Raw genomic sequence first — 16,700 nt, 5'->3', positions numbered from 1 at the left:
GAAATGATCGCCGCAGCCAAATTCGCCGCCGCGCTGCTGCTGTCCTTCCAGGGGGCGTCCGCCGGGGCGCCCGATCCCCGCCGCCCGGCGCCAACGCTCGACAGCGTGCCCCCCGCGCTACCGGCACTCACCCGGCCGGCGGTGCTGATCGTCAGCAAGACCAATGGCTATCGCCACGACAGCATCGTCCAGGCGGTGCCGGCGATCGAGGCGCTGGCGATGGCGCGCGGATGGAGCAGCTTTGCGACTGAAAATGCCGCGGTGTTCAACCCCGAAAGCCTTGCGAAATTCGACGTCATCGTCTTCGCCAACGCCAGCGGCGACATCTATACCCAAAAGCAGCGTGCCGCCTTTCAGGCCTATCTTGCGCGCGGCGGCGGCTTTGTCGGCCTCCACAGCGCCGGTGACGGCAGCCACCCCGACTGGTTCGTGCGGCTGCGCGGCAACGGCAATTTCACCGGCCACCCCGGCGGCGCCGACCAGTTCCAGACCGGCACCCTCATCGCCGCCGACCGCAGCCATCCCGCGACGCGCCACCTCCCCGCAACCTGGCCGTGGACCGACGAATATTACAGCTGGGACGCCCCGCCCGCCGCCGACGCACACATCCTGCTCCGCCTTGACGAAACGACGATGCGACTCGAACCGAAGTTGCAGATGGGCGACCATGCGCTCGTCTGGTGGCGCTGCGAGGGCCGCGCGCGCGTCTTCTATTCCGCGCTCGGGCACCGGGCAGAGGCATGGAGCGACCCCGCGCATATGAAGATGGTCGATGGTGCGATCGCCTGGGCGGCGCGCAAGGAAGGGGCGGGCTGCGATTAGGCCTTTTTCGGACGCGCCGGTTTTGCCAGATTGGCTTCGACCGCCGCGCGCACCAGCGCCTTGAACGCCGTCTCGTCGACCGCGTCACCCTCGAACAGGTCGATCGCGCGTCGCACGTTGCCGTCGAGACTCGAATTGAACAGCTTCGCGGGGTCAGCGAGCGCCGCGCCTTTGGCAAAGGTCAACTTGACCTTGTCCTTATAGGTCTCGCCCGTGCAAAGGATGCCGGCATGTTCCCACACGGGCACGCCCGCCGGGTTCGACGGCTTTTGCCATTTAACCGTCTCCTCGACGTCCGGGTCGGCGGCATGGATCAGCGCGCGCAGTCTGGCCAGCATGTCGCCGCGCCAGTCGCCCAGCCCAGCAATCTTCGCATCGATCCGTTCCGCCGTCATATCGTCCCTTGGGGTCAGGACCCGTCAATTCCGCGCTCGAGGCTTGAAGCGATTTTGCTCCGGGCGAGGAGAAAAGGTGAAGGAATATATCAATATTTCAAGACTTTTCGACAAAGCCATGGGTGAAATCGGTCCAAAACCCTAAGGGACGCCGAAACGGCTTCGATCTCAGGTTCGCGTGGTCTTGCGGGTAGCGATGCTGCCCACTGCATCCGCCCGAGCCCGATAACTTCGCCATTTCGACGCCTCGAACATGGAATTAATGGGTCCTGATCCTACATCTTCTCACCCGGCAGCGCCGCCGCCTGTTTCACCCAGTCGGCGAACGCCGCTTCGTCGATCTTGTCATCCTCATGGATGTGGAAATAGCGCGTGTCGCCGCTTTTCGACGCAACCGGCGGGACGGGCTTCAGCGACTGCCCTCGAAACAAGGCGACCTTGATATAACGCTCGAAGCAATGAACGCTCAGGAACCAGTGCGTCGGCTCCTCCCCCTGCCCCGGCGGCCCATAGAATGGCGAGTTCCATTTGACCGCCTTTGCGACGCCGGGAACCGCCTGTTCGATCAACCGGTCGAGCCGTTTCCACACGTCCGACTTCCACCCCGGCATCGCGGCGATATAGGCCTTCACCGGCGCGTCGCCATAGCCCTTCGGAATCTGCGGATTACCACCCGACAGCAGCACGGTTTTCGTGTCGGCCACCGGTCCCTCAGCGCTCGTCGCGATAAAAGGGACGGTCGCCGGCGATCGTCACCCGCTCCATCCGCCGCACCGCCGGGAAATAATCCGACGCCGCATAATGCTGCGCGGCGCGATTGTCCCAAAAGGCGATCGATCCCGCGCGCCAGCGGAAACGGCACTGAATTTCGGGGACTGCAGCCTGCGCGTAAAGATGCGCGAGCAGCCACTCGCTCTCCCTTGCCGACACACCCTCGATATGGCTGGTGAAGGCGGTGTTGACGTATAGCGCCTGCTCGCCCGTTTCTGGATGGGTGCGGACGACGGGATGCAGTTGCGGCGGATATTGTTCGTGCAATTCCTCCATGCTCTTGCCCAGCCTTTTGGCAAAGACGCGCGCGATGTCGTGCACGGCGCTCAGCGAGCGGCACCAGTCCTGCATCGCAGGCGACAGGCCGCGGAACGCCGCCGCCATGTCGGCGAACAGCGTGTCGCCGCCGACCTCGGGAACCTCGATCGCGCGCAGGATCGACCCGAGCGACGGTTCGGCGCGCCAGGTGACGTCCGAATGCCAGAAATTCTCGCGCCCGCGCGAATCGGGACCGTGCGCGATGTGCAGCACTTCGCGGTTCGGCTGGTCCTTCGGCGTCGCGGGATGGATTTCGAGCGGCCCGAAACGCCGGGCAAAGGCGATATGCTGTTCGGGCGTGATGAACTGGTCGCGAAAAAAGACGACCTTGTAGGCGAGCAGCGCGGCGCGGATTTCCGCGATGGTCGCGTCGTCCTGCTCCTCCGCCAGGTCGATTCCCGTAATCTCGGCGCCGATCGACGGCGCCATCGGCGCGACCTTCAGCCGCTCGAAAACCCGCTGCGTTGCAACCCCGGCCATGGCATCCGCTCCTGCTGTTATCTTGTCGGAACATGAGAAAGCCATGGCGGCGGCGAGTCAAGCCGCGGTTCGCCTAACCGGCGATCTCGGCGGTCGCCGCCCGTTCGATCGCGGCGCGCCAGTGAGGCCGCACCGGCAACAGGAAAATCTCCGACAAGGCGCGCGCGATCTCGTCGGCGCCCAGGTAGCGGCGGTCGATGCGGCCGTCGGCAAGCCGCACCGTCAGCCGGTTGTCGCGCAATCCGTAACGCGCCTCGGCGGTGGTACGCGCGGCGATCAGCTGGTGGCGGAAATGCGAGGCGGGATGCGCCGACGTATACCAGTTGCCCAGCTCGTAATCGATTGCCGGCGGCGGCGTGTCCTCGATCCGGTACAGTGTCCGCCATTCGCCGTCGATCGACAGTGCGACCTGCCATTCGGCCCCGTGCCGCACGACGCGATAGCTTTCGTGCGCCGTCGGCTGCGCCTCCTCGCCGTCCATCGCCAGCGGCTGCGGCGGCACCGCCGCGCCGAACCCGACGTCGGTCAGCCAGCGCCGCCCGCGGAGCGTCACGCGCACGACCATATGCGTGCGCGGCGTCGGCGGCGCGTCGTCGGGCAGCATCCAGCGCACCCGGCCCAGCAATCCCTCGGCTTCGAACCCGATCGCGTGCAGCACGCGCAGGAACAGGCTGTTCTGCTCGAAGCAATAGCCGCCACGCCGCTGCCCGATCAGCTTGGCGTCGACCGCGTCGGCGCCGATATCGATGCCTGCGCCGGTCAGCGCGTCGATCGCCTCGAACGGGATCGCCGCGATATGCGCCGCCTGCAAGGCCGCGAGCACCTCCAGCGTCGGCGCCAGCGGCCCGCGATATCCGATCCGGGACAGATAGCGCGGCAGCAAAGCGGTAGCGGCCGCATCATCGGTATCGATGGCATCGGACGCAGGCGTGGCGGGATAGTGCAGCATGGACAAAAGCTCCGTTCGCGAATCAACTGTCCGGCGCTTATGAAAGTTCAAGCCCGGTTGAGGTCAAGCACGGATCGCGCAAATCCCTCCCACGCACAAAGCGCTTTCATCTTCGGAACTTGGTGATTGCAGGTCGCCCGTCGCTGGGGCAGACCTGCAGGACAAGATAAGGTCGCAGACCGTATAATCGTCCAGGAGCCCCTATGCGCACCAACATCGCTATCCGCCTTGCCGCCGCGCTCGCGCCGGCGGCCATCCTCGTGTCCGCCGGCACCGCCAACGCCGCGACCTGCGAGGAGGCTTTCGTCAAGAAAGGCAATCCCATCACCGGGCTGCGCTTCACCGCCGCGGTCACCGTCGCCGACCTGCCGCCCGCAATCGCCATCGGCCAGATGCGCGGGCTCGTCGCGGCCAAGGGTTATGACATCATGGCCGACGAGGCCGAATATGGATCGATGCTGATCGAACAGCCGATGACCGGCGGCGCGCGCGCCTTTCCGATCCAGATCACCGCGACGCAGACCGGCGGCATCGGCACCGTGGTGATGGAGGCGAAGCTGCGCGCCGGCCAGGCGGTCGGCAGCGACGCCGCGAAAACCGAGATGTGCGGCATATTGAACCAGGTGCAGGGCGGCAAGGCCGGCGCCGTCGCGGCCAAGAAGGGCGCGGCCGCGACCACCGTCGCCGCAGCCCCGTTGAAAATCAGCGCGCTCGGCTTCTCGCAGCAGGTGTCGAAAGATACCGAACGCAACGCCGCGGGCGTGCTCACGCGCTACAAGGGCAAACAGTTCACGATCGACGGCTCGGTCGCCTATGTCACCAGGGACGGCAAGGATTTCCGCGTCGGCTACAAGGTTCCCGACCCGTGGGAACAGGCGATCCGCCTGCCGAACCAGGCGCCGTTCAAGACCGACATCGTCTGCTATATGGCACCCGGGCAGGCCGCCTATTCGCTCCAGCTCAAACCGGACAAGGGCATCAAGCTGACCGGGACGGTCGAGGATTTCGACGAATATAAGCATGTGATCTGGCTGAAGGACTGCCGCCCGGCGCAATGACGGGCAGGCAGGCGGTCGGTGGCAGGAAGGATTCGACACCCGTCAATCATGAGAACATAATAGGAACATTGATCCGATTCGGAGGAATGGACGATGGACCCGATGTTCCGTTATTTTCTGGGGTTTCAGGTGGCCGCCGATCGCGCCGGCTGGCTCGCGCGCCAGTTGCCGCCCGTGTCGGGCGACCTGTTCGCGGGGCTCAAGCCGCAAAATTATCACCTCACGCTCTGCACGATCGCCCAAACCGCCGAGGCGCAGCCCTTCCTCCTCAGCCGCGTCGCGGCGGCCTTTGCATCGGGACTCCCCGCAGCGAGCCATATTCCCTTCGGCCGGATCGTGAGTCGCGATGCCGGCGCCGAGCTCACCACCGTCGGCAGCGTCGGCGGCGTGCGCCATCTTTACGACCGCATCGTCACGCTTCTGGCCGTGCAGGGGATCGAGCCGATGCATTGCAAGTCGGGGCTGCGGCCGCACATCACGCTCGGCTATGGCGCGTGCGACTTCGACCCGGTGCCTGTGACATGGAACTGGACGCCGCGCGAACTCGTGCTGATCGAAAGCCATGTCGGCCACGGCCGCCACCGCGTCCTGCAAAGCTGGCCGCTGCTTGCGCCCGCGCAGGGCAGCTTCGGCTTCATGGACGACGCATTGCCCCCGCCGCTGCGTTACGCGGCCTAGGGTCCTGCCCCTAGCTCTCGAGACTGTGTTCGAGCGTGATCTCGCAGTTCAGCAGCTTCGACACCGGGCAATTTTTCTCCGCCTCGGCGGCGATCGCGGCGAATTCGCCGGCGTCTATGCCGGGCACCTTGCCGGTCAGCGTCAGCGCCGATCTGGTGATCGTGAAGCCGCCGTCCTGCTGCTCGAGCGTCACCGCCGCGCTGGTTTCGAGCGTGTCGCCGCTATAGCCCGCGCGCGCAAGCCCGAACGACAGCGCCATGGTGAAGCAGGCTGCATGCGCCGCGGCGATCAGTTCCTCCGGGTTCGTCCCCGGCTGGCCCTCGAAGCGCGTCCCGAACCCATAAGGCTGCTTGTCGAGCACCCCCGACCTGGTCGTGATCGACCCCTTGCCCTCCTTGCCGAAGCCTTCGTAGCGGGCGGATGCGCGGTTGACGGTCATGCTCATATCTCCTTCGAGGGGCAAAGCGGAAAGGGCGCCGGGACTCGCGGTCCCTAAGCGGCGAGCAGCTTACGCCGCGCACCGGCGCGCTTCCACGCCTTTTCATGGAAGAAAAATGCGACGGCATTGATACAGGGCTCGACGATCGCGATCCCGCCCGCGAGCGCGACCGATCCGGTCAGCACATAAGCGACGCTGAACCCGATCGTCAGGTGGATCGTCAAATAGGTGAAGGTCTTTATCAGGTCGGTGGGCATGGCCCGTCTCCAGCGTTGCGAACCTCGAAAATTTAAGAATGATTCGCAACAAGTGCCAGAAAGCGGTTTCGGTCAGTCTGATCGATTTTTCCGCTGTACCCCCGCACGGTCGAGTTCGGGGCCCAGCCGGCCGGTCAGCCACAGCCCCCACATCTTGAAATCGGCGGCGAGGCTCCACAGCGGATAGGTAAAGGTCGCCGGCCGGTTCTTCTCGACCCCGAAATGCGCAATCCATGCGAAGAAATAGCCCGCGACGGGCAGCGCGATCAGCCACCCCCAGCGCCCGCTCAGCACGGCAGCGACGGCGATGAGCACGACAAGGCTGGTCCCGACATAATGGAGTGCGCGCGTCGATGCCTTGCTATGCTCGCGCAGGTAAAAGGGCCAGAAGTCGGCGAAGCTCGTATATAGCCGGGACATGGGAAAAAGATGTCGCGGACGCGCCGCGCGGTCAAGCCGCGCTGCGATTTCCCCATGGCCGCCGCCCGATATCCTGTTACGCTCGCCGGCAGAAAGACAAAGGGGAGGAATTTCATGAAAAAATCGACGCGCGCCTTGCTCGGGCTCGTCCTGCTCGACCTGATCGTCGTCGCGGGTGCATGGTGGATGATCGACCGAACGCAAAGCGGCGCGTGGAACTCGAACGATCCTGCCGGATCGATCACGATGGTGACGACGACCGCGGGCATGCTCGTCGGCGTGATCTCGGTCGTGCTGCTGCTCGCCTTCGTCGCGCACCGCCGCGCGGGAAACTAGCGCCCCGATCGCGACAGCCCTCCCGCCCGGGTCGCGGGGGCGGAAGGGCTGCGGCGTGGGACCGGTCTGGTCGAACCGGCCCCGATGCGAGTGGTGCGGGTCGCGTCAGCGCGCCGCGGCTTCGCGCACCTTCTGCACGGCGGGAAGCAGCAGCCCGATCAAGATCTGAAAGGGGTTCGAGGTCACCGTCATGCCGCCCTGCGCGGGTTGCGCCGACTGCGCCATCGCGGGGGTCGCCGAAGCGAGGAGGGAGAGGGCGAGCACGGGTGCGAAAATCATCTTCTTGGTCATGGTCATTTCCTTTCAAATCGGTTCGGATCTTTTGAAACTGGCTCGGGGCGTCCCCGATGACCCGCTTATGCCGCGCGACCGGGCGCGCCGCGGTGATCGCGGTCACTGGCGCGAATAATTTTCACAAGCCACTGAAAAGAAAGAAAAGAAAATTCTATCCGCGCTTCAGCCGGACCAGCGCGGCATCGAGCGCCTGCAGGAATTGCGAGCGGTCGGCTTTCGAAAATGGCGGCGGCCCGCCCATATTCTCGCCCATTCCTGAACGCAGGTCGGCCATGATCGCGCGCGTCGCGATCGCGGGGCCGATCGACGCCAGGGTGAAGGGCTTGCCGTTCGGGCCGATCACGATCGCGCCCGCTTTCAAGGCGCGGTCGGCCAGCAAGATGTCGGCGGTGACGACGATGCTCTGCGGATTCGCGGCTGCGGCGATCCAGTCGTCGGCGGCATCGAAGCCGTCGGACACGGTGATGCGCTCGACCAGCGGATGCTCGGGCACGCGCAGCCGGCTGTTGCTCACGACCTTCACCGCGACCTCGTGCCGCCAGGCGACGCGATAGATTTCGTCCTTCACCGGACAGGCGTCGGCATCGACAAGGATCTGGATCATAGGCGTCATGGGCCGAAGGTCAGCCGACCTCGACGCCTTTCCAGAAGGCGATGCGATCACGGATCGCCCCGGCCGCCTCCTTGGGGTCGGGATAATACCAGGCGGAGTCCCTGTTCACCTCTCCATCGACGGTGACATGATGATAATGCGCCAGCCCCTTCCACGGACAGATGCTCGTCGTGGCGCTGTCCGACAACACGCCCGCATCGACCGCATCGCGCGGGAAATAATGATTGCCCTCGACGACGACCGTATCGTCGCTGTCGGCGATCACTGCGCCGTTCCATCGTGCCTGCACCATCGATCCGCCTCCAGCGTCAGCCCGCGATCCCATCCCACACCAGCTTGGCGCCAAGCAGGACCATCAGCAGGTAGATGATAACATAGAAACGCGCGCCATCGATGCGCTTCAGCCAGCGCACGGTCAGCAAGGTCGAACCGATCGCCAGCGGCATCAGCAGCAGCGCGGCGACCAGCACCGCGTGCGGAAAGGCGCCGAGCGCGATATAGGCCGGCACCTTCATCCAGTTGATCGCTGCGAACAGGATCGAGCTTGTGCCGACAAAGACAAGGTGTGGCAGGCGGCGCGGCGTTACCCACATCTGGAACGGCGGCCCGCCGGCATGCGCGATCTGGCTGGTGAATCCCGTCGCGACCCCGAACAGGCTGCCGACCCAGCCCGGCGAGGTCGATGCCGCGACGACGCGCCCACCGCGCTCGACCCACAGCCGGTAAAGCCCGAACGCCAGCGTGATCGCGCCCAATGCCGCCATCAGCTTCGCCTCGTCGACACGCTCGGCATAAAGATAGCCCGCCGCGATGCCGACGGCGGCGCCGGGCAGCATCCACGCGATCACCCAGCCGTCCCACGTCTTGCGGAACGACCAGACGCTGACGACGTCCTGCACGATCAGGATGGGGAGGAGCAGCGCCGCGGCGATCGTCGGCGGCAGCACCAATGCAACGAGCGGGGTCGCGAGCGCCCCGACGCCCGACAGGCCGCCCTTGGCGAGTCCGAGCAGGATCACCGCGGCGACGACCACGATCAGCGTCAGAGGGTCGGAGAGCAGGTTCATGCGTCGGCGGCGTCCACCGTATCGGGCAATCGCCAGTCGATGCCCCCGCGCCCCTGCGCCTCCAGAAATTCATTCGTCTGGCTGAACGGCCGCGAGCCGAAAAAGCCGTTATGCGCCGACAGCGGCGACGGGTGCGGCGCGCGCAGCACCAGGTGCGGGCTTCCGGCCGCCAGCCCCGTGACATTCGCGGCCTTTTTCTGCGCATGGCTGCCCCACAGGATGAACACCTTGGGCGCCGGGTCGGCCGCGACCGCCGCGACCGCCGCATCGGTGAATTTTTCCCACCCCTTGCCCTGGTGCGACGCCGCCATGCCGCTCTCGACCGTCAGGCAGTTGTTGAGCAGCAGCACGCCCTGCTCCGCCCAATGCTTCAGATTGCCGTGCGGTGCGGGCGGGATGCCGAGGTCGCTGCGCAACTCCTTATAGATATTGACGAGGCTGGGCGGCGTCCGCACCCCCGGCTGCACCGAAAAGCACAGCCCATGCGCCTGCCCAGGGCCATGATAGGGGTCCTGCCCCAATATCACGACGCGCACCTGCTGCGGCGGTGTCGCGTCGAGCGCGGCGAACCAGTCGCGCGGCCGCGGAAAGATCGTCTTACCCTTCGCGCGCTCGTCCGCGAGGAACTGCTTGAGCGCCGCCATATAGGGCTGCTCGAACTCGCCGCCGATCGCCGCGAGCCAGTCGGGATGCAGTTTGACATCGGCCATGCCCGGCCTTCACCAGACCCGCGCGGGCTTGTCCAGCCCCCTTGCCCGCAGTCCCGAACACCAGGGGCCGAAGGTGTCACCCCCCGGCCCCTCGATTGTCGCTTTGCCGCTTTTACCAGCCCGACGGCTTGCCTTTATTCTGTTCGTCGAGCCACGTTTTCAGCGGCGCGAAATAGTCGGCCATCGCCTTGCCCGACATATCGCGATTGCCGGTAAAGGCTTCGAGCGCGTCGGGCCAGGGCTTCGACGCCCCCATTTCGAGCATCGCATTGAGCTTCGCGCCCACCTCCTTGTTGCCATAGAAGGAACAGCGGTGGAGCGGGCCCGTCCATCCCGCCTGCTTGCACGCGGCTTCGTAGAATTGGAACTGCAGGATGCGCGCGAGGAAATAGCGCGTATAGGGCGTGTTCCCCGGGATATGATATTTCGCCCCCGCGTCGAATGCATTGGCGGGACGCTCGCCCGGCGGCACGATGCCCTGATATTGGGTGCGCAACTGCGTCCACGCCTGGTTGTAATCGGCGGGCTTGATCGTGCCGTCGAAGACGCCCCAGCGCCAGCGGTCGACGAGCAGGCCGAACGGCAGGAACGCCACCTTGTCCATCGCCTGACGGAGCAAAAGGCCGATATCCTTGTCGGCGCTCGGCACCTTCGCCTTGTCGAGCAGCCCGATGTCGACCAGATATTGCGGCGTGATCGACAGCGCGACGAAATCGCCGATCGCTTCGTGGAAACCGTCGTTCGCGCCGTTCAGATAGAGGAACGGCTGCTTGTTATAGGCGCGCTGATAATAATTATGCCCCAACTCGTGATGGATCGTCGTGAAGTCGTCGGCGTTCACCTTGATGCACATCTTGATGCGGATATCGTCCTTGTTGTCGATATCCCACGCCGACGCGTGACAGATGACCTCGCGGTCGGCGGGTTTCAGGAACTGGCTGCGCTTCCAGAAGGTTTCGGGCAGCGGCGCCATGCCCAGCGACGAATAGAAATTCTCGCCCGCCTTCACCATGTCGATCGGCGTCTTGCCCTGCGCGGTGAGCAGGTCGCCCACGTCATAGCCGAGGTCGCCGGCGCCCGCGGGGGCGACGAGCGGATAGATATTGCCCCATTCCTGCGCCCACATGTTGCCGAGCAGGTCGGCGCGGATCGGGCCGGTCTTGGGCTGCACCGCATCGCCATATTTCTCGTTGAGCTTCCAGCGGACATAGGTGTGGAGCGCGAGATAGAGCGGCTTCACTTCCTGCCACAAACGCTCGGTCGTCCTCGCGAATTCCTCGGGCGACATGTCGTAACCCGACCGCCACATCGCGCCGGTGTCGGCAAAGCCCAACTCCTTCGCCCCCTCGTTGGCGATCGCCACCATGCGGGCATAATCGTCCTTCATCGGCGCGCCGACATTATCGTGCCAGCTCGTCCACATTTCGGCGAACTGGGCGGGCGTGTTCTCGAGATTGCCCATCTCGGCCTCGATGTCCGAACCCGAAATTTCCTTGCCGTTCAGCGTGCCGCGACCCTTGCCATATTGCGACTGGAGATCGGTCGCGATCTGGTTGAGTTCGGTCGCGGCGCCGGGCTTGGTCGGCGCGGGAAGGACAAGGCCGGTGCGCAGGATGTCGAGCTTGCGCTTGGTATCGGCGCTCAGCCCCGGCACATCCTTATATTTGGCGGCTTCCAGCGCATATTTGACCGATTTTTCGGTCCCCACAGCGTTGATCCGTGCCGCCATCGCATCGGTGTCCTCGGTGATATAGGTCGCGTTGACCCAATTCACCTGGCTCGCCTCGACCGTATAATCGAACAGATCCTTTTCGGCGGCGGCGATAAAGGCGTCGGCATCGGCCGCGGTCGGCGCTGCGGCAGGCTTGGCGGGGGCCGCCTGCGCAAGCGCAGGGGCTGCTATCGCGAGCGACAGGGCAAGCGACAGCGTCGAAATCATGGCTTTCATGGGGTGCGTCCTCTGAATTATTCTGAATACGCTCTGTGGCGCGATACGAACAGCTTGGCGCCCGCCGCGCGCCGGGTCAAGCCGTCAGGAACGCCGCGATCGCCTCGCCCAGAGCGGCTTCGGTCACGCTCGACATATGCGTGCCCGGAACCGTCGCCAGCCGCGCGTCGGGCAGCGCCGCGACCAGTTCCTCCGCCGAACCATTGTCCTGGTCCTGCTCGCCGCAGACGACGAGCGTGGGCATCGTCAGCGCCGCGAGCATCGCGGGCGTCGTGTCGGTAAAACTGTCGAGCAGGTACCCCGCCGCGATACGATCGACCTTCATCGTCTTCATGAACTGGATCGACAACCAGGTGTCGTCGCCGCGCTTCGCACTTTCATATTCGGCAATCACGCGCTTGAAAAAGCGCCCGCGCCGCTGCCAGCCCGCCAGTCCCGCAAGCCCCATGCCGCCAAGGATCAGCCGGCGCGGCCTCATCCCCGCGACGACGGCGCGCGCGCTCGTCCGCGCGCCGAGCGAAAAGCCGCCAAGGTCGAAATCGCCCAGGCCGAGGTGCGCGACCAGGTCTTCAAGATCATGTACCAGCACGTCGGGCGGGTAAAATTCCGCCTCGTGCGGCGCGTCGCTCGCCCCGTGGACGCGCAGGTCGGGCATGATCACGCGATAGCCTTCGGCGGCGACGCGCGCCGCGGTGCCGAATTTGATCCAGTTGACCTCGGCATTCGAAAACAGCCCGTGGAGCAGGATGATAGGCGCGCCCTCGCCCGTCGCGCGCCACGCCAGCCGCACGCCGTCGCGCGCCTCGAAAAATTGCGGTTCGATGGTCATGGCTTCGCCCTTACCCGCTTCGCGCGGACTTGCGCAACCGGGCAGCCGGGCGCCTTGCGGACGCCGAAGCCGACTTATCCCCTTGGAACTTGCGCCGAAACGCGCCATCGTTGCGCCGAAGGGATCGAAACGCGACGGAAGGACGTTTTGATTCCGGCCTCGATCGACAGGGAGCAAGATAATGACGATGGGTTCGCGCCGCAAACAGACCATGACCGGGGCGCTCGCCCTGATCGGCGCGTTCGCGCTCGCCGGCTGCGCGGGCATGGGGGGCAAGGATCCCGCCGCCGATCTTCCCGTCCCCGACGCCCGGGCCGAACTGACCGACGCGCGCGGCGCCGATCGCGGCCGTGTCGATATTTTCAAGGACGGCAGCGGATTGCGGCTCGAGGTCGTCGCGCGCGGTTTCGGCACCGGCACCTATGGCATGCACGTCCATGCCGTGGGCCGCTGCGATGCGCCCAAATTCACCAGCGCCGGCCCGCACTGGAACCCGACGGGTGCCCAGCATGGCCGCGACAATCCGATGGGGGCGCATCATGGCGACCTGCCCAACCTCGTCGTCGAACCCGACACGATCGGCCGCGCCTCCTTCCAGCTGGTCGGTACGCGCCTGCTCGGCGAAGGCGGGATGATCGATGCCGATGGCGCCGCCTTCGTCATCCATGCCGGTCCCGACGACTACCGGACCGATCCCAGCGGCAACAGCGGCGATCGCATCGCCTGCGGCGTGATCGTCCCCGTGCCCGCGGGCTAGCCGGGCTCCGCGCTTAAGGCGACCTTTTCAGCATTGCCATCCCGAACTTGTCTCAGGGTGCATGACCTGCCGCTTCCTTCGGCCCCGCCAAATTCGAGTTCAGGCCGCGGATGCAGAAACGCTTTCCGCATGCCGGGACTGGAAGGCCGGCTTTCGGCCGATTGCAGTCCTTAATCCTCCCTGTGGCGCAGCCATGGGGAGGATATTCCACCCCGGCGCCTGCAAAAAAGCCCTTTCCTACAATATCCGGCCATGCCAGCCTTCATACCGGCTGGTTCATGTGAGCGCAGCCGGGTGCGCCCCGCATCCCCGCGGCCGTCAATCGGACGACGCACAGGGCTGACTTTTACTGACCTTTGGGCAGCGTCACCGGCGGTGGCTGCCAGCCTACCCCAAAACCGACATCGGGCGACCGATCCGCCGCAGATGTCCAAACGCCGGCGCCAAACCGGCGCCCGGTCAAATCCTCCCGCGCACGCCCAGAAAGAATCGGCGTCCCAGATAATCATATTGTGTCCCGAACGCCGGCGCCTGACCGATCACCGGCGGCGTCGCGGTGACGACGGTCGACACGCGCGGCGGCGGGGTGTCGAACAGGTTCGCGACCCCCAGCGTGATGCGGAAGCGGTCGGCGACGTCGCGGCTCAGCGACAGCGAATGATAAAAGGTCGCGGGCACGCTGACGTCGGGGCAGAAGCGCCCGCCGGGGCGGAAGCTCGAGGTGCGACAGGCATCGCCGCCCTGCGCGCGGAGCAGATCCTTCTCGTTCGACGCCGCGCCGATGACGTCGAGCCCGTAAAAGAGCGTCCAGCCGTCCTTCATCCAGCCGAGGCTGAAATCGCCGACCCATTTCGGATTGCCGATCTTGCCATTGTCGTCGATCGTCGTGCCGGGGAACAGCTCGACCTTGTCCTCGATCTGCCAGGTCATCTGCGCGCGCAAGGTGAGCGCGCCGAGCCGGCCAAGATCCTGGTCGACCGCCAGCGACAGGTCGACGCCGCGATTGCGCTGGCGGCTGACATTGACATAACGGTCGGTCACCGTCGCGACGCTCTGCGCGTCTGCCCCGGTGGCGGTACGCGCGAACAGGCCGCAAAAGGCTTCGGTCGCGAAATTGTCCGAATCATAGCAGCCGGTCAGGATATTGGCCGCGCCGAGCAATGTGATTTCGTCCTTCACCTTGATGTCGAAATAGTCGACGGCAAGGCGCGTCTTGAGCCCGCCCCACAGCGCCCCCGACAGGTCGGGGGTCAGGATGACCGACACCGTCTTCGCGGTCGAGGTTTCGGGCTTGAGCCGGCCGAGCCCGCCGCCCGAAGTGATCGTCACGGGACCGAGCCCCCCGACATAATCGGGGGCGATGCCGGCGGCAGCACAATTGTCGAAGACACGCTGGCTGATCGCGCCGATCGCGAGCCGCGCTGCGGTCTGGATGCACGGATCGATGTCCTGCTGAGCAAGGAAACCCGTCTGGTCCTGAAGGAAAAGTTCGAACAGCGCCGGGGCGCGGAACGAGGTGCCCCAGGTGCCGCGAAAGCGCAGCCAGTCGGTCACCGCCCAGTCGGCGCCGACCTTCCATGTCGTGTCGCTGAAGCTGTCCTGCGCACCGCTGCGCGCGGTCGCGTCGACATGCGTATAGCGCGCGGCGCCCGACAGCGTCAGCCGCTCGATCATCGGCACGCCTTCGAGCAAGGGTAGCTCGATCTCGCCGAACAGCTCCTTCGACACGGTGCGGCCGGCAGTGATGCCCGATGTCGTGAAGTTCGCGACATTGCCCGCACGCGTCGCCTCGCCCGGCGTGTCGTCGATCTCGTCGCGGCGGATATTGGCGCCGAACGCCGTGCCGACCGGCCCCGCGGGCAGGGTGAACAGCTTGCCCGTGACCAGCGCCTCGGCCGAGGTCTGCTTGAACAGGGTGCGGCCCGTCTCGCGGCCCATCAGGAAGGCGCGCTCCTCGGGCGTGAAATCGCCGCGCAGCACGCGCGGGTCGGTAAAGTCGATGTCGATGCACTGCACGTCGCGGATCGCCGTCCGCGTGCCCGTGCACGAGCGCGTGCGCAGCGTCTGCGACGCGATCGAATCCTGATAGATGACGTCCTGCGTATAGCTTGCGTCCGACCGGCTGTGCTGGCCGTGGACATCCCATTTCCATCCACCGCCTAATTCGCCACGCAGCCCGAGCACGCCGCGATAATAATCGACGTCGGCCGCACTTTCGCTTTTCACCAGCACGCGCGGGCGCAGGATCAGATTGCCCGCAAACTCGCCGTTGAGCGGATCGCCCATGTCGGTGGGATCGCAATTATACGCGATCGGGTCGCAGAAGAAAAAGGGCAACACCGATGCGCCGGTAAATTGCTGGAGCTCGATCCGCTGGACGCCGTTGTTATGCGACTTGCGGTTGCTGAACAGGAACTCGCCATAGGCGGTAATGCCGTCGGTGACGTCATAGGCGCCCTCGATAAAGGCACTCACGCGGCGGACTTCCGAAAAGACGTCCGAATCCTGCTCGGCCGGCTCGAACTGGTTGAGCGCGCCGGTCGAGGGGCCGTCGAAATTGACCCCGAAGAAATTGTCCGGGCCGGCGACGCCGATCGGGTTATAGACGTTGATCGGGATGCCGACGCCCGCAAATTCGGCGCCATATTGGCCCGCAAAAATCGCCTGTCCATTGGGCGCGATCAGCCCGGGGCCGAATGTGGGAAAGCCATTTTCATCGACCCCCGAAAAGTCGCTGAAGACGATCATATTGGCCTGCGTGCTGCTGCACGCCGGGCGCCCGGTGCGGAAATCGACGATATCCGCGCGGCTGCCGTCGGCCTCGCGCTTCAGATATTCTTCGGAGCAGAAGAGGAAATCGCGATCGCGCCGCGTCAGATTCTGCTGGCGAAAATAATCGACCGTCGCAAAGACATGCCCGCGATCGAATTTTTTGCCAAAGCTCGTGTCGACGCCGTAGCTTTCGCCGCCGCCATGCTCGGTGATCGAAGAGAAACCGCCGCCCTCGAAGCCGTCGAGGTCGTCGCGGGTCAGGATGTTGACCACCCCGGCGACCGCGTCCGAACCATAGATCGACGACGCGCCGGTTTTGAGTATCTCGACCTGCCGCACGACCGACAGCGGAAGCACGTTGAGGTCGAAGGGCGCTACCGCCCCGCGAATGCCCGCGGGCCCCGCGCGGCGGCCGTTGATCAGCACCAGCGTGCGTTCGGCGCCCAGCCCGCGCAGCGACAGCGACTGCACATCATTGCCGCCATTCGCGACAAAACGGTTCGAAATCGCCGAAGTGACCTGGATCGATCCCTGCGCCGCGGGCGCCTGCCGCAACACGTCGGCAAGCTCGACCTGCCCCTGCAACTTTGCGGTTTCGGGGTCGATGACCTGGATGGGGTCGGCGCTGGCGAACTCGCTTTTCGCGATGCGCGATCCGGTGACGACGATGTCGCCTTCGTCCTGTGCCATGGCGGGCGACGTCGCGAGCGCGGCGACCGAAACCGTCGCGGCCAGCAACACCTGGAAATGGGTGCCTGATATCATAGTCTTTTTCCGACCTAAAGTT

20 protein-coding genes are annotated in these 16,700 nt (G+C 65.3%); 5 read left to right on the top strand and 15 right to left on the bottom strand.

Annotated features, from left to right (window positions below; translation table 11 throughout):
* The first annotated feature begins 3 nt into the window (after positions 1 to 3).
* A complete protein-coding gene (locus HDC35_RS11590) occupies positions 4 to 822 on the top strand; it encodes a ThuA domain-containing protein (protein WP_184646871.1) in 819 nt (272 codons plus the stop codon).
* On the opposite strand, the gene HDC35_RS11585 is transcribed toward HDC35_RS11590, so the two are convergent.
* The 4 genes from HDC35_RS11585 to HDC35_RS11570 all read right to left on the bottom strand — a co-directional run bounded on the left by HDC35_RS11585 (position 819) and on the right by HDC35_RS11570 (position 3,735).
* Positions 819 to 1,217 (bottom strand): DUF1801 domain-containing protein, encoded by a 399-nt coding sequence (locus HDC35_RS11585; RefSeq protein WP_184646869.1) that lies wholly within the window; start codon positions 1,215 to 1,217, stop codon positions 819 to 821. The two genes, HDC35_RS11590 and HDC35_RS11585, sit on opposite strands and share 4 nt — an antisense overlap.
* Positions 1,218 to 1,492: 275 nt before the next feature.
* Positions 1,493 to 1,921, bottom strand: coding sequence for a DUF1801 domain-containing protein (locus HDC35_RS11580; RefSeq protein WP_311770760.1), 429 nt, complete (start codon positions 1,919 to 1,921; stop codon positions 1,493 to 1,495).
* A gap of 7 nt (positions 1,922 to 1,928) precedes the next feature.
* Positions 1,929 to 2,786 carry a TauD/TfdA family dioxygenase gene (locus HDC35_RS11575; protein WP_184646867.1) on the bottom strand — a complete coding sequence of 286 codons (858 nt, stop codon included), beginning with the start codon at positions 2,784 to 2,786 and terminating at the stop codon, positions 1,929 to 1,931.
* Positions 2,787 to 2,859: 73 nt separating this feature from the next.
* Complete coding sequence (locus HDC35_RS11570; protein WP_184646865.1) at positions 2,860 to 3,735, bottom strand: arylamine N-acetyltransferase; 876 nt, start codon at positions 3,733 to 3,735, stop codon at positions 2,860 to 2,862.
* Positions 3,736 to 3,938: 203 nt separating this feature from the next.
* On the opposite strand from HDC35_RS11570, the gene HDC35_RS11565 reads away from it, so the two are divergent.
* Together HDC35_RS11565 and HDC35_RS11560 are read left to right on the top strand one after the other, a co-directional pair.
* Positions 3,939 to 4,793, top strand: a complete 855-nt coding sequence (locus HDC35_RS11565; RefSeq protein WP_221438229.1) for a hypothetical protein — start codon at positions 3,939 to 3,941, stop codon at positions 4,791 to 4,793.
* A gap of 93 nt (positions 4,794 to 4,886) precedes the next feature.
* Positions 4,887 to 5,471, top strand: coding sequence for a 2'-5' RNA ligase family protein (locus HDC35_RS11560; protein ID WP_184646863.1), 585 nt, complete (start codon positions 4,887 to 4,889; stop codon positions 5,469 to 5,471).
* A gap of 10 nt (positions 5,472 to 5,481) precedes the next feature.
* On the opposite strand, the gene HDC35_RS11555 is transcribed toward HDC35_RS11560, so the two are convergent.
* The 3 genes from HDC35_RS11555 to HDC35_RS11545 form a co-directional block, all read right to left on the bottom strand.
* Positions 5,482 to 5,910: an OsmC family protein gene (locus tag HDC35_RS11555; protein ID WP_184646861.1), complete on the bottom strand. Its 429-nt coding sequence runs from the start codon at positions 5,908 to 5,910 to the stop codon at positions 5,482 to 5,484.
* 53 nt (positions 5,911 to 5,963) lie between these two features.
* Positions 5,964 to 6,167 carry a DUF2061 domain-containing protein gene (locus HDC35_RS11550; RefSeq protein ID WP_184646859.1) on the bottom strand — a complete coding sequence of 68 codons (204 nt, stop codon included), beginning with the start codon at positions 6,165 to 6,167 and terminating at the stop codon, positions 5,964 to 5,966.
* A gap of 72 nt (positions 6,168 to 6,239) precedes the next feature.
* The gene (locus HDC35_RS11545) at positions 6,240 to 6,587 is read right to left on the bottom strand and encodes a DUF962 domain-containing protein (RefSeq protein ID WP_184646857.1); all 348 of its coding nucleotides are present in this window, start codon (positions 6,585 to 6,587) and stop codon (positions 6,240 to 6,242) included.
* A 114-nt stretch (positions 6,588 to 6,701) separates the two neighbouring features.
* Here HDC35_RS11545 and HDC35_RS11540 point away from each other — a divergent pair, with 114 nt between their 5' ends.
* A complete protein-coding gene (locus HDC35_RS11540) occupies positions 6,702 to 6,923 on the top strand; it encodes a hypothetical protein (RefSeq protein ID WP_184646855.1) in 222 nt (73 codons plus the stop codon).
* Positions 6,924 to 7,028: 105 nt separating this feature from the next.
* On the opposite strand, the gene HDC35_RS11535 is transcribed toward HDC35_RS11540, so the two are convergent.
* The 7 genes from HDC35_RS11535 to HDC35_RS11505 all read right to left on the bottom strand — a co-directional run bounded on the left by HDC35_RS11535 (position 7,029) and on the right by HDC35_RS11505 (position 12,384).
* Positions 7,029 to 7,214, bottom strand: a complete 186-nt coding sequence (locus tag HDC35_RS11535) for a hypothetical protein (protein ID WP_184646853.1) — start codon at positions 7,212 to 7,214, stop codon at positions 7,029 to 7,031.
* Between the two features lie 154 nt (positions 7,215 to 7,368).
* A complete protein-coding gene (locus HDC35_RS11530) occupies positions 7,369 to 7,821 on the bottom strand; it encodes a YaiI/YqxD family protein (RefSeq protein ID WP_409437946.1) in 453 nt (150 codons plus the stop codon).
* 19 nt (positions 7,822 to 7,840) lie between these two features.
* Positions 7,841 to 8,122 (bottom strand): DUF427 domain-containing protein, encoded by a 282-nt coding sequence (locus HDC35_RS11525; protein ID WP_184646849.1) that lies wholly within the window; start codon positions 8,120 to 8,122, stop codon positions 7,841 to 7,843.
* A 16-nt stretch (positions 8,123 to 8,138) separates the two neighbouring features.
* Positions 8,139 to 8,897, bottom strand: a complete 759-nt coding sequence (locus HDC35_RS11520; protein WP_184646847.1) for a sulfite exporter TauE/SafE family protein — start codon at positions 8,895 to 8,897, stop codon at positions 8,139 to 8,141.
* The gene (gene ung / locus HDC35_RS11515; RefSeq protein ID WP_184646845.1) at positions 8,894 to 9,607 is read right to left on the bottom strand and encodes a uracil-DNA glycosylase; all 714 of its coding nucleotides are present in this window, start codon (positions 9,605 to 9,607) and stop codon (positions 8,894 to 8,896) included. Before ung ends, HDC35_RS11520 begins: the two co-directional genes overlap by 4 nt.
* A 112-nt stretch (positions 9,608 to 9,719) precedes the next feature.
* Positions 9,720 to 11,555, bottom strand: coding sequence for a M2 family metallopeptidase (locus HDC35_RS11510; RefSeq protein WP_184646843.1), 1,836 nt, complete (start codon positions 11,553 to 11,555; stop codon positions 9,720 to 9,722).
* A 76-nt stretch (positions 11,556 to 11,631) separates the two neighbouring features.
* Positions 11,632 to 12,384: an alpha/beta fold hydrolase gene (locus tag HDC35_RS11505; protein WP_184646841.1), complete on the bottom strand. Its 753-nt coding sequence runs from the start codon at positions 12,382 to 12,384 to the stop codon at positions 11,632 to 11,634.
* A gap of 181 nt (positions 12,385 to 12,565) precedes the next feature.
* On the opposite strand from HDC35_RS11505, the gene HDC35_RS11500 reads away from it, so the two are divergent.
* Positions 12,566 to 13,141 carry a superoxide dismutase family protein gene (locus HDC35_RS11500; protein WP_260397686.1) on the top strand — a complete coding sequence of 192 codons (576 nt, stop codon included), beginning with the start codon at positions 12,566 to 12,568 and terminating at the stop codon, positions 13,139 to 13,141.
* 459 nt (positions 13,142 to 13,600) lie between these two features.
* Here HDC35_RS11500 and HDC35_RS11495 read toward each other — a convergent pair whose 3' ends face one another.
* The gene (locus tag HDC35_RS11495) at positions 13,601 to 16,678 is read right to left on the bottom strand and encodes a TonB-dependent receptor domain-containing protein (RefSeq protein WP_184646839.1); all 3,078 of its coding nucleotides are present in this window, start codon (positions 16,676 to 16,678) and stop codon (positions 13,601 to 13,603) included.
* Positions 16,679 to 16,700 lie beyond the last annotated feature (22 nt).

The organism is Sphingopyxis sp. JAI128, assembly GCF_014207235.1.
GTDB lineage: Bacteria > Pseudomonadota > Alphaproteobacteria > Sphingomonadales > Sphingomonadaceae > Sphingopyxis.
This window is presented reverse-complemented; position numbering and strand designations above follow the sequence as displayed.

Coding starts and splice junctions, on each gene's coding strand:
- HDC35_RS11590 (WP_184646871.1), top strand. CDS start 4: ATGATCGCCGCAGCCAAATTCGCCGCCGCGCTGCTGCTGTCCTTCCAG.
- HDC35_RS11585 (WP_184646869.1), bottom strand. CDS start 1,217: ATGACGGCGGAACGGATCGATGCGAAGATTGCTGGGCTGGGCGACTGG.
- HDC35_RS11575 (WP_184646867.1), bottom strand. CDS start 2,786: ATGGCCGGGGTTGCAACGCAGCGGGTTTTCGAGCGGCTGAAGGTCGCG.
- HDC35_RS11570 (WP_184646865.1), bottom strand. CDS start 3,735: ATGCTGCACTATCCCGCCACGCCTGCGTCCGATGCCATCGATACCGAT.
- HDC35_RS11565 (WP_221438229.1), top strand. CDS start 3,939: ATGCGCACCAACATCGCTATCCGCCTTGCCGCCGCGCTCGCGCCGGCG.
- HDC35_RS11560 (WP_184646863.1), top strand. CDS start 4,887: ATGGACCCGATGTTCCGTTATTTTCTGGGGTTTCAGGTGGCCGCCGAT.
- HDC35_RS11555 (WP_184646861.1), bottom strand. CDS start 5,910: ATGACCGTCAACCGCGCATCCGCCCGCTACGAAGGCTTCGGCAAGGAG.
- HDC35_RS11550 (WP_184646859.1), bottom strand. CDS start 6,167: ATGCCCACCGACCTGATAAAGACCTTCACCTATTTGACGATCCACCTG.
- HDC35_RS11545 (WP_184646857.1), bottom strand. CDS start 6,587: ATGTCCCGGCTATATACGAGCTTCGCCGACTTCTGGCCCTTTTACCTG.
- HDC35_RS11540 (WP_184646855.1), top strand. CDS start 6,702: ATGAAAAAATCGACGCGCGCCTTGCTCGGGCTCGTCCTGCTCGACCTG.
- HDC35_RS11535 (WP_184646853.1), bottom strand. CDS start 7,214: ATGACCAAGAAGATGATTTTCGCACCCGTGCTCGCCCTCTCCCTCCTC.
- HDC35_RS11530 (WP_409437946.1), bottom strand. CDS start 7,821: ATGATCCAGATCCTTGTCGATGCCGACGCCTGTCCGGTGAAGGACGAA.
- HDC35_RS11525 (WP_184646849.1), bottom strand. CDS start 8,122: ATGGTGCAGGCACGATGGAACGGCGCAGTGATCGCCGACAGCGACGAT.
- HDC35_RS11520 (WP_184646847.1), bottom strand. CDS start 8,897: ATGAACCTGCTCTCCGACCCTCTGACGCTGATCGTGGTCGTCGCCGCG.
- ung (WP_184646845.1), bottom strand. CDS start 9,607: ATGGCCGATGTCAAACTGCATCCCGACTGGCTCGCGGCGATCGGCGGC.
- HDC35_RS11510 (WP_184646843.1), bottom strand. CDS start 11,555: ATGAAAGCCATGATTTCGACGCTGTCGCTTGCCCTGTCGCTCGCGATA.
- HDC35_RS11505 (WP_184646841.1), bottom strand. CDS start 12,384: ATGACCATCGAACCGCAATTTTTCGAGGCGCGCGACGGCGTGCGGCTG.
- HDC35_RS11500 (WP_260397686.1), top strand. CDS start 12,566: ATGACGATGGGTTCGCGCCGCAAACAGACCATGACCGGGGCGCTCGCC.
- HDC35_RS11495 (WP_184646839.1), bottom strand. CDS start 16,678: ATGATATCAGGCACCCATTTCCAGGTGTTGCTGGCCGCGACGGTTTCG.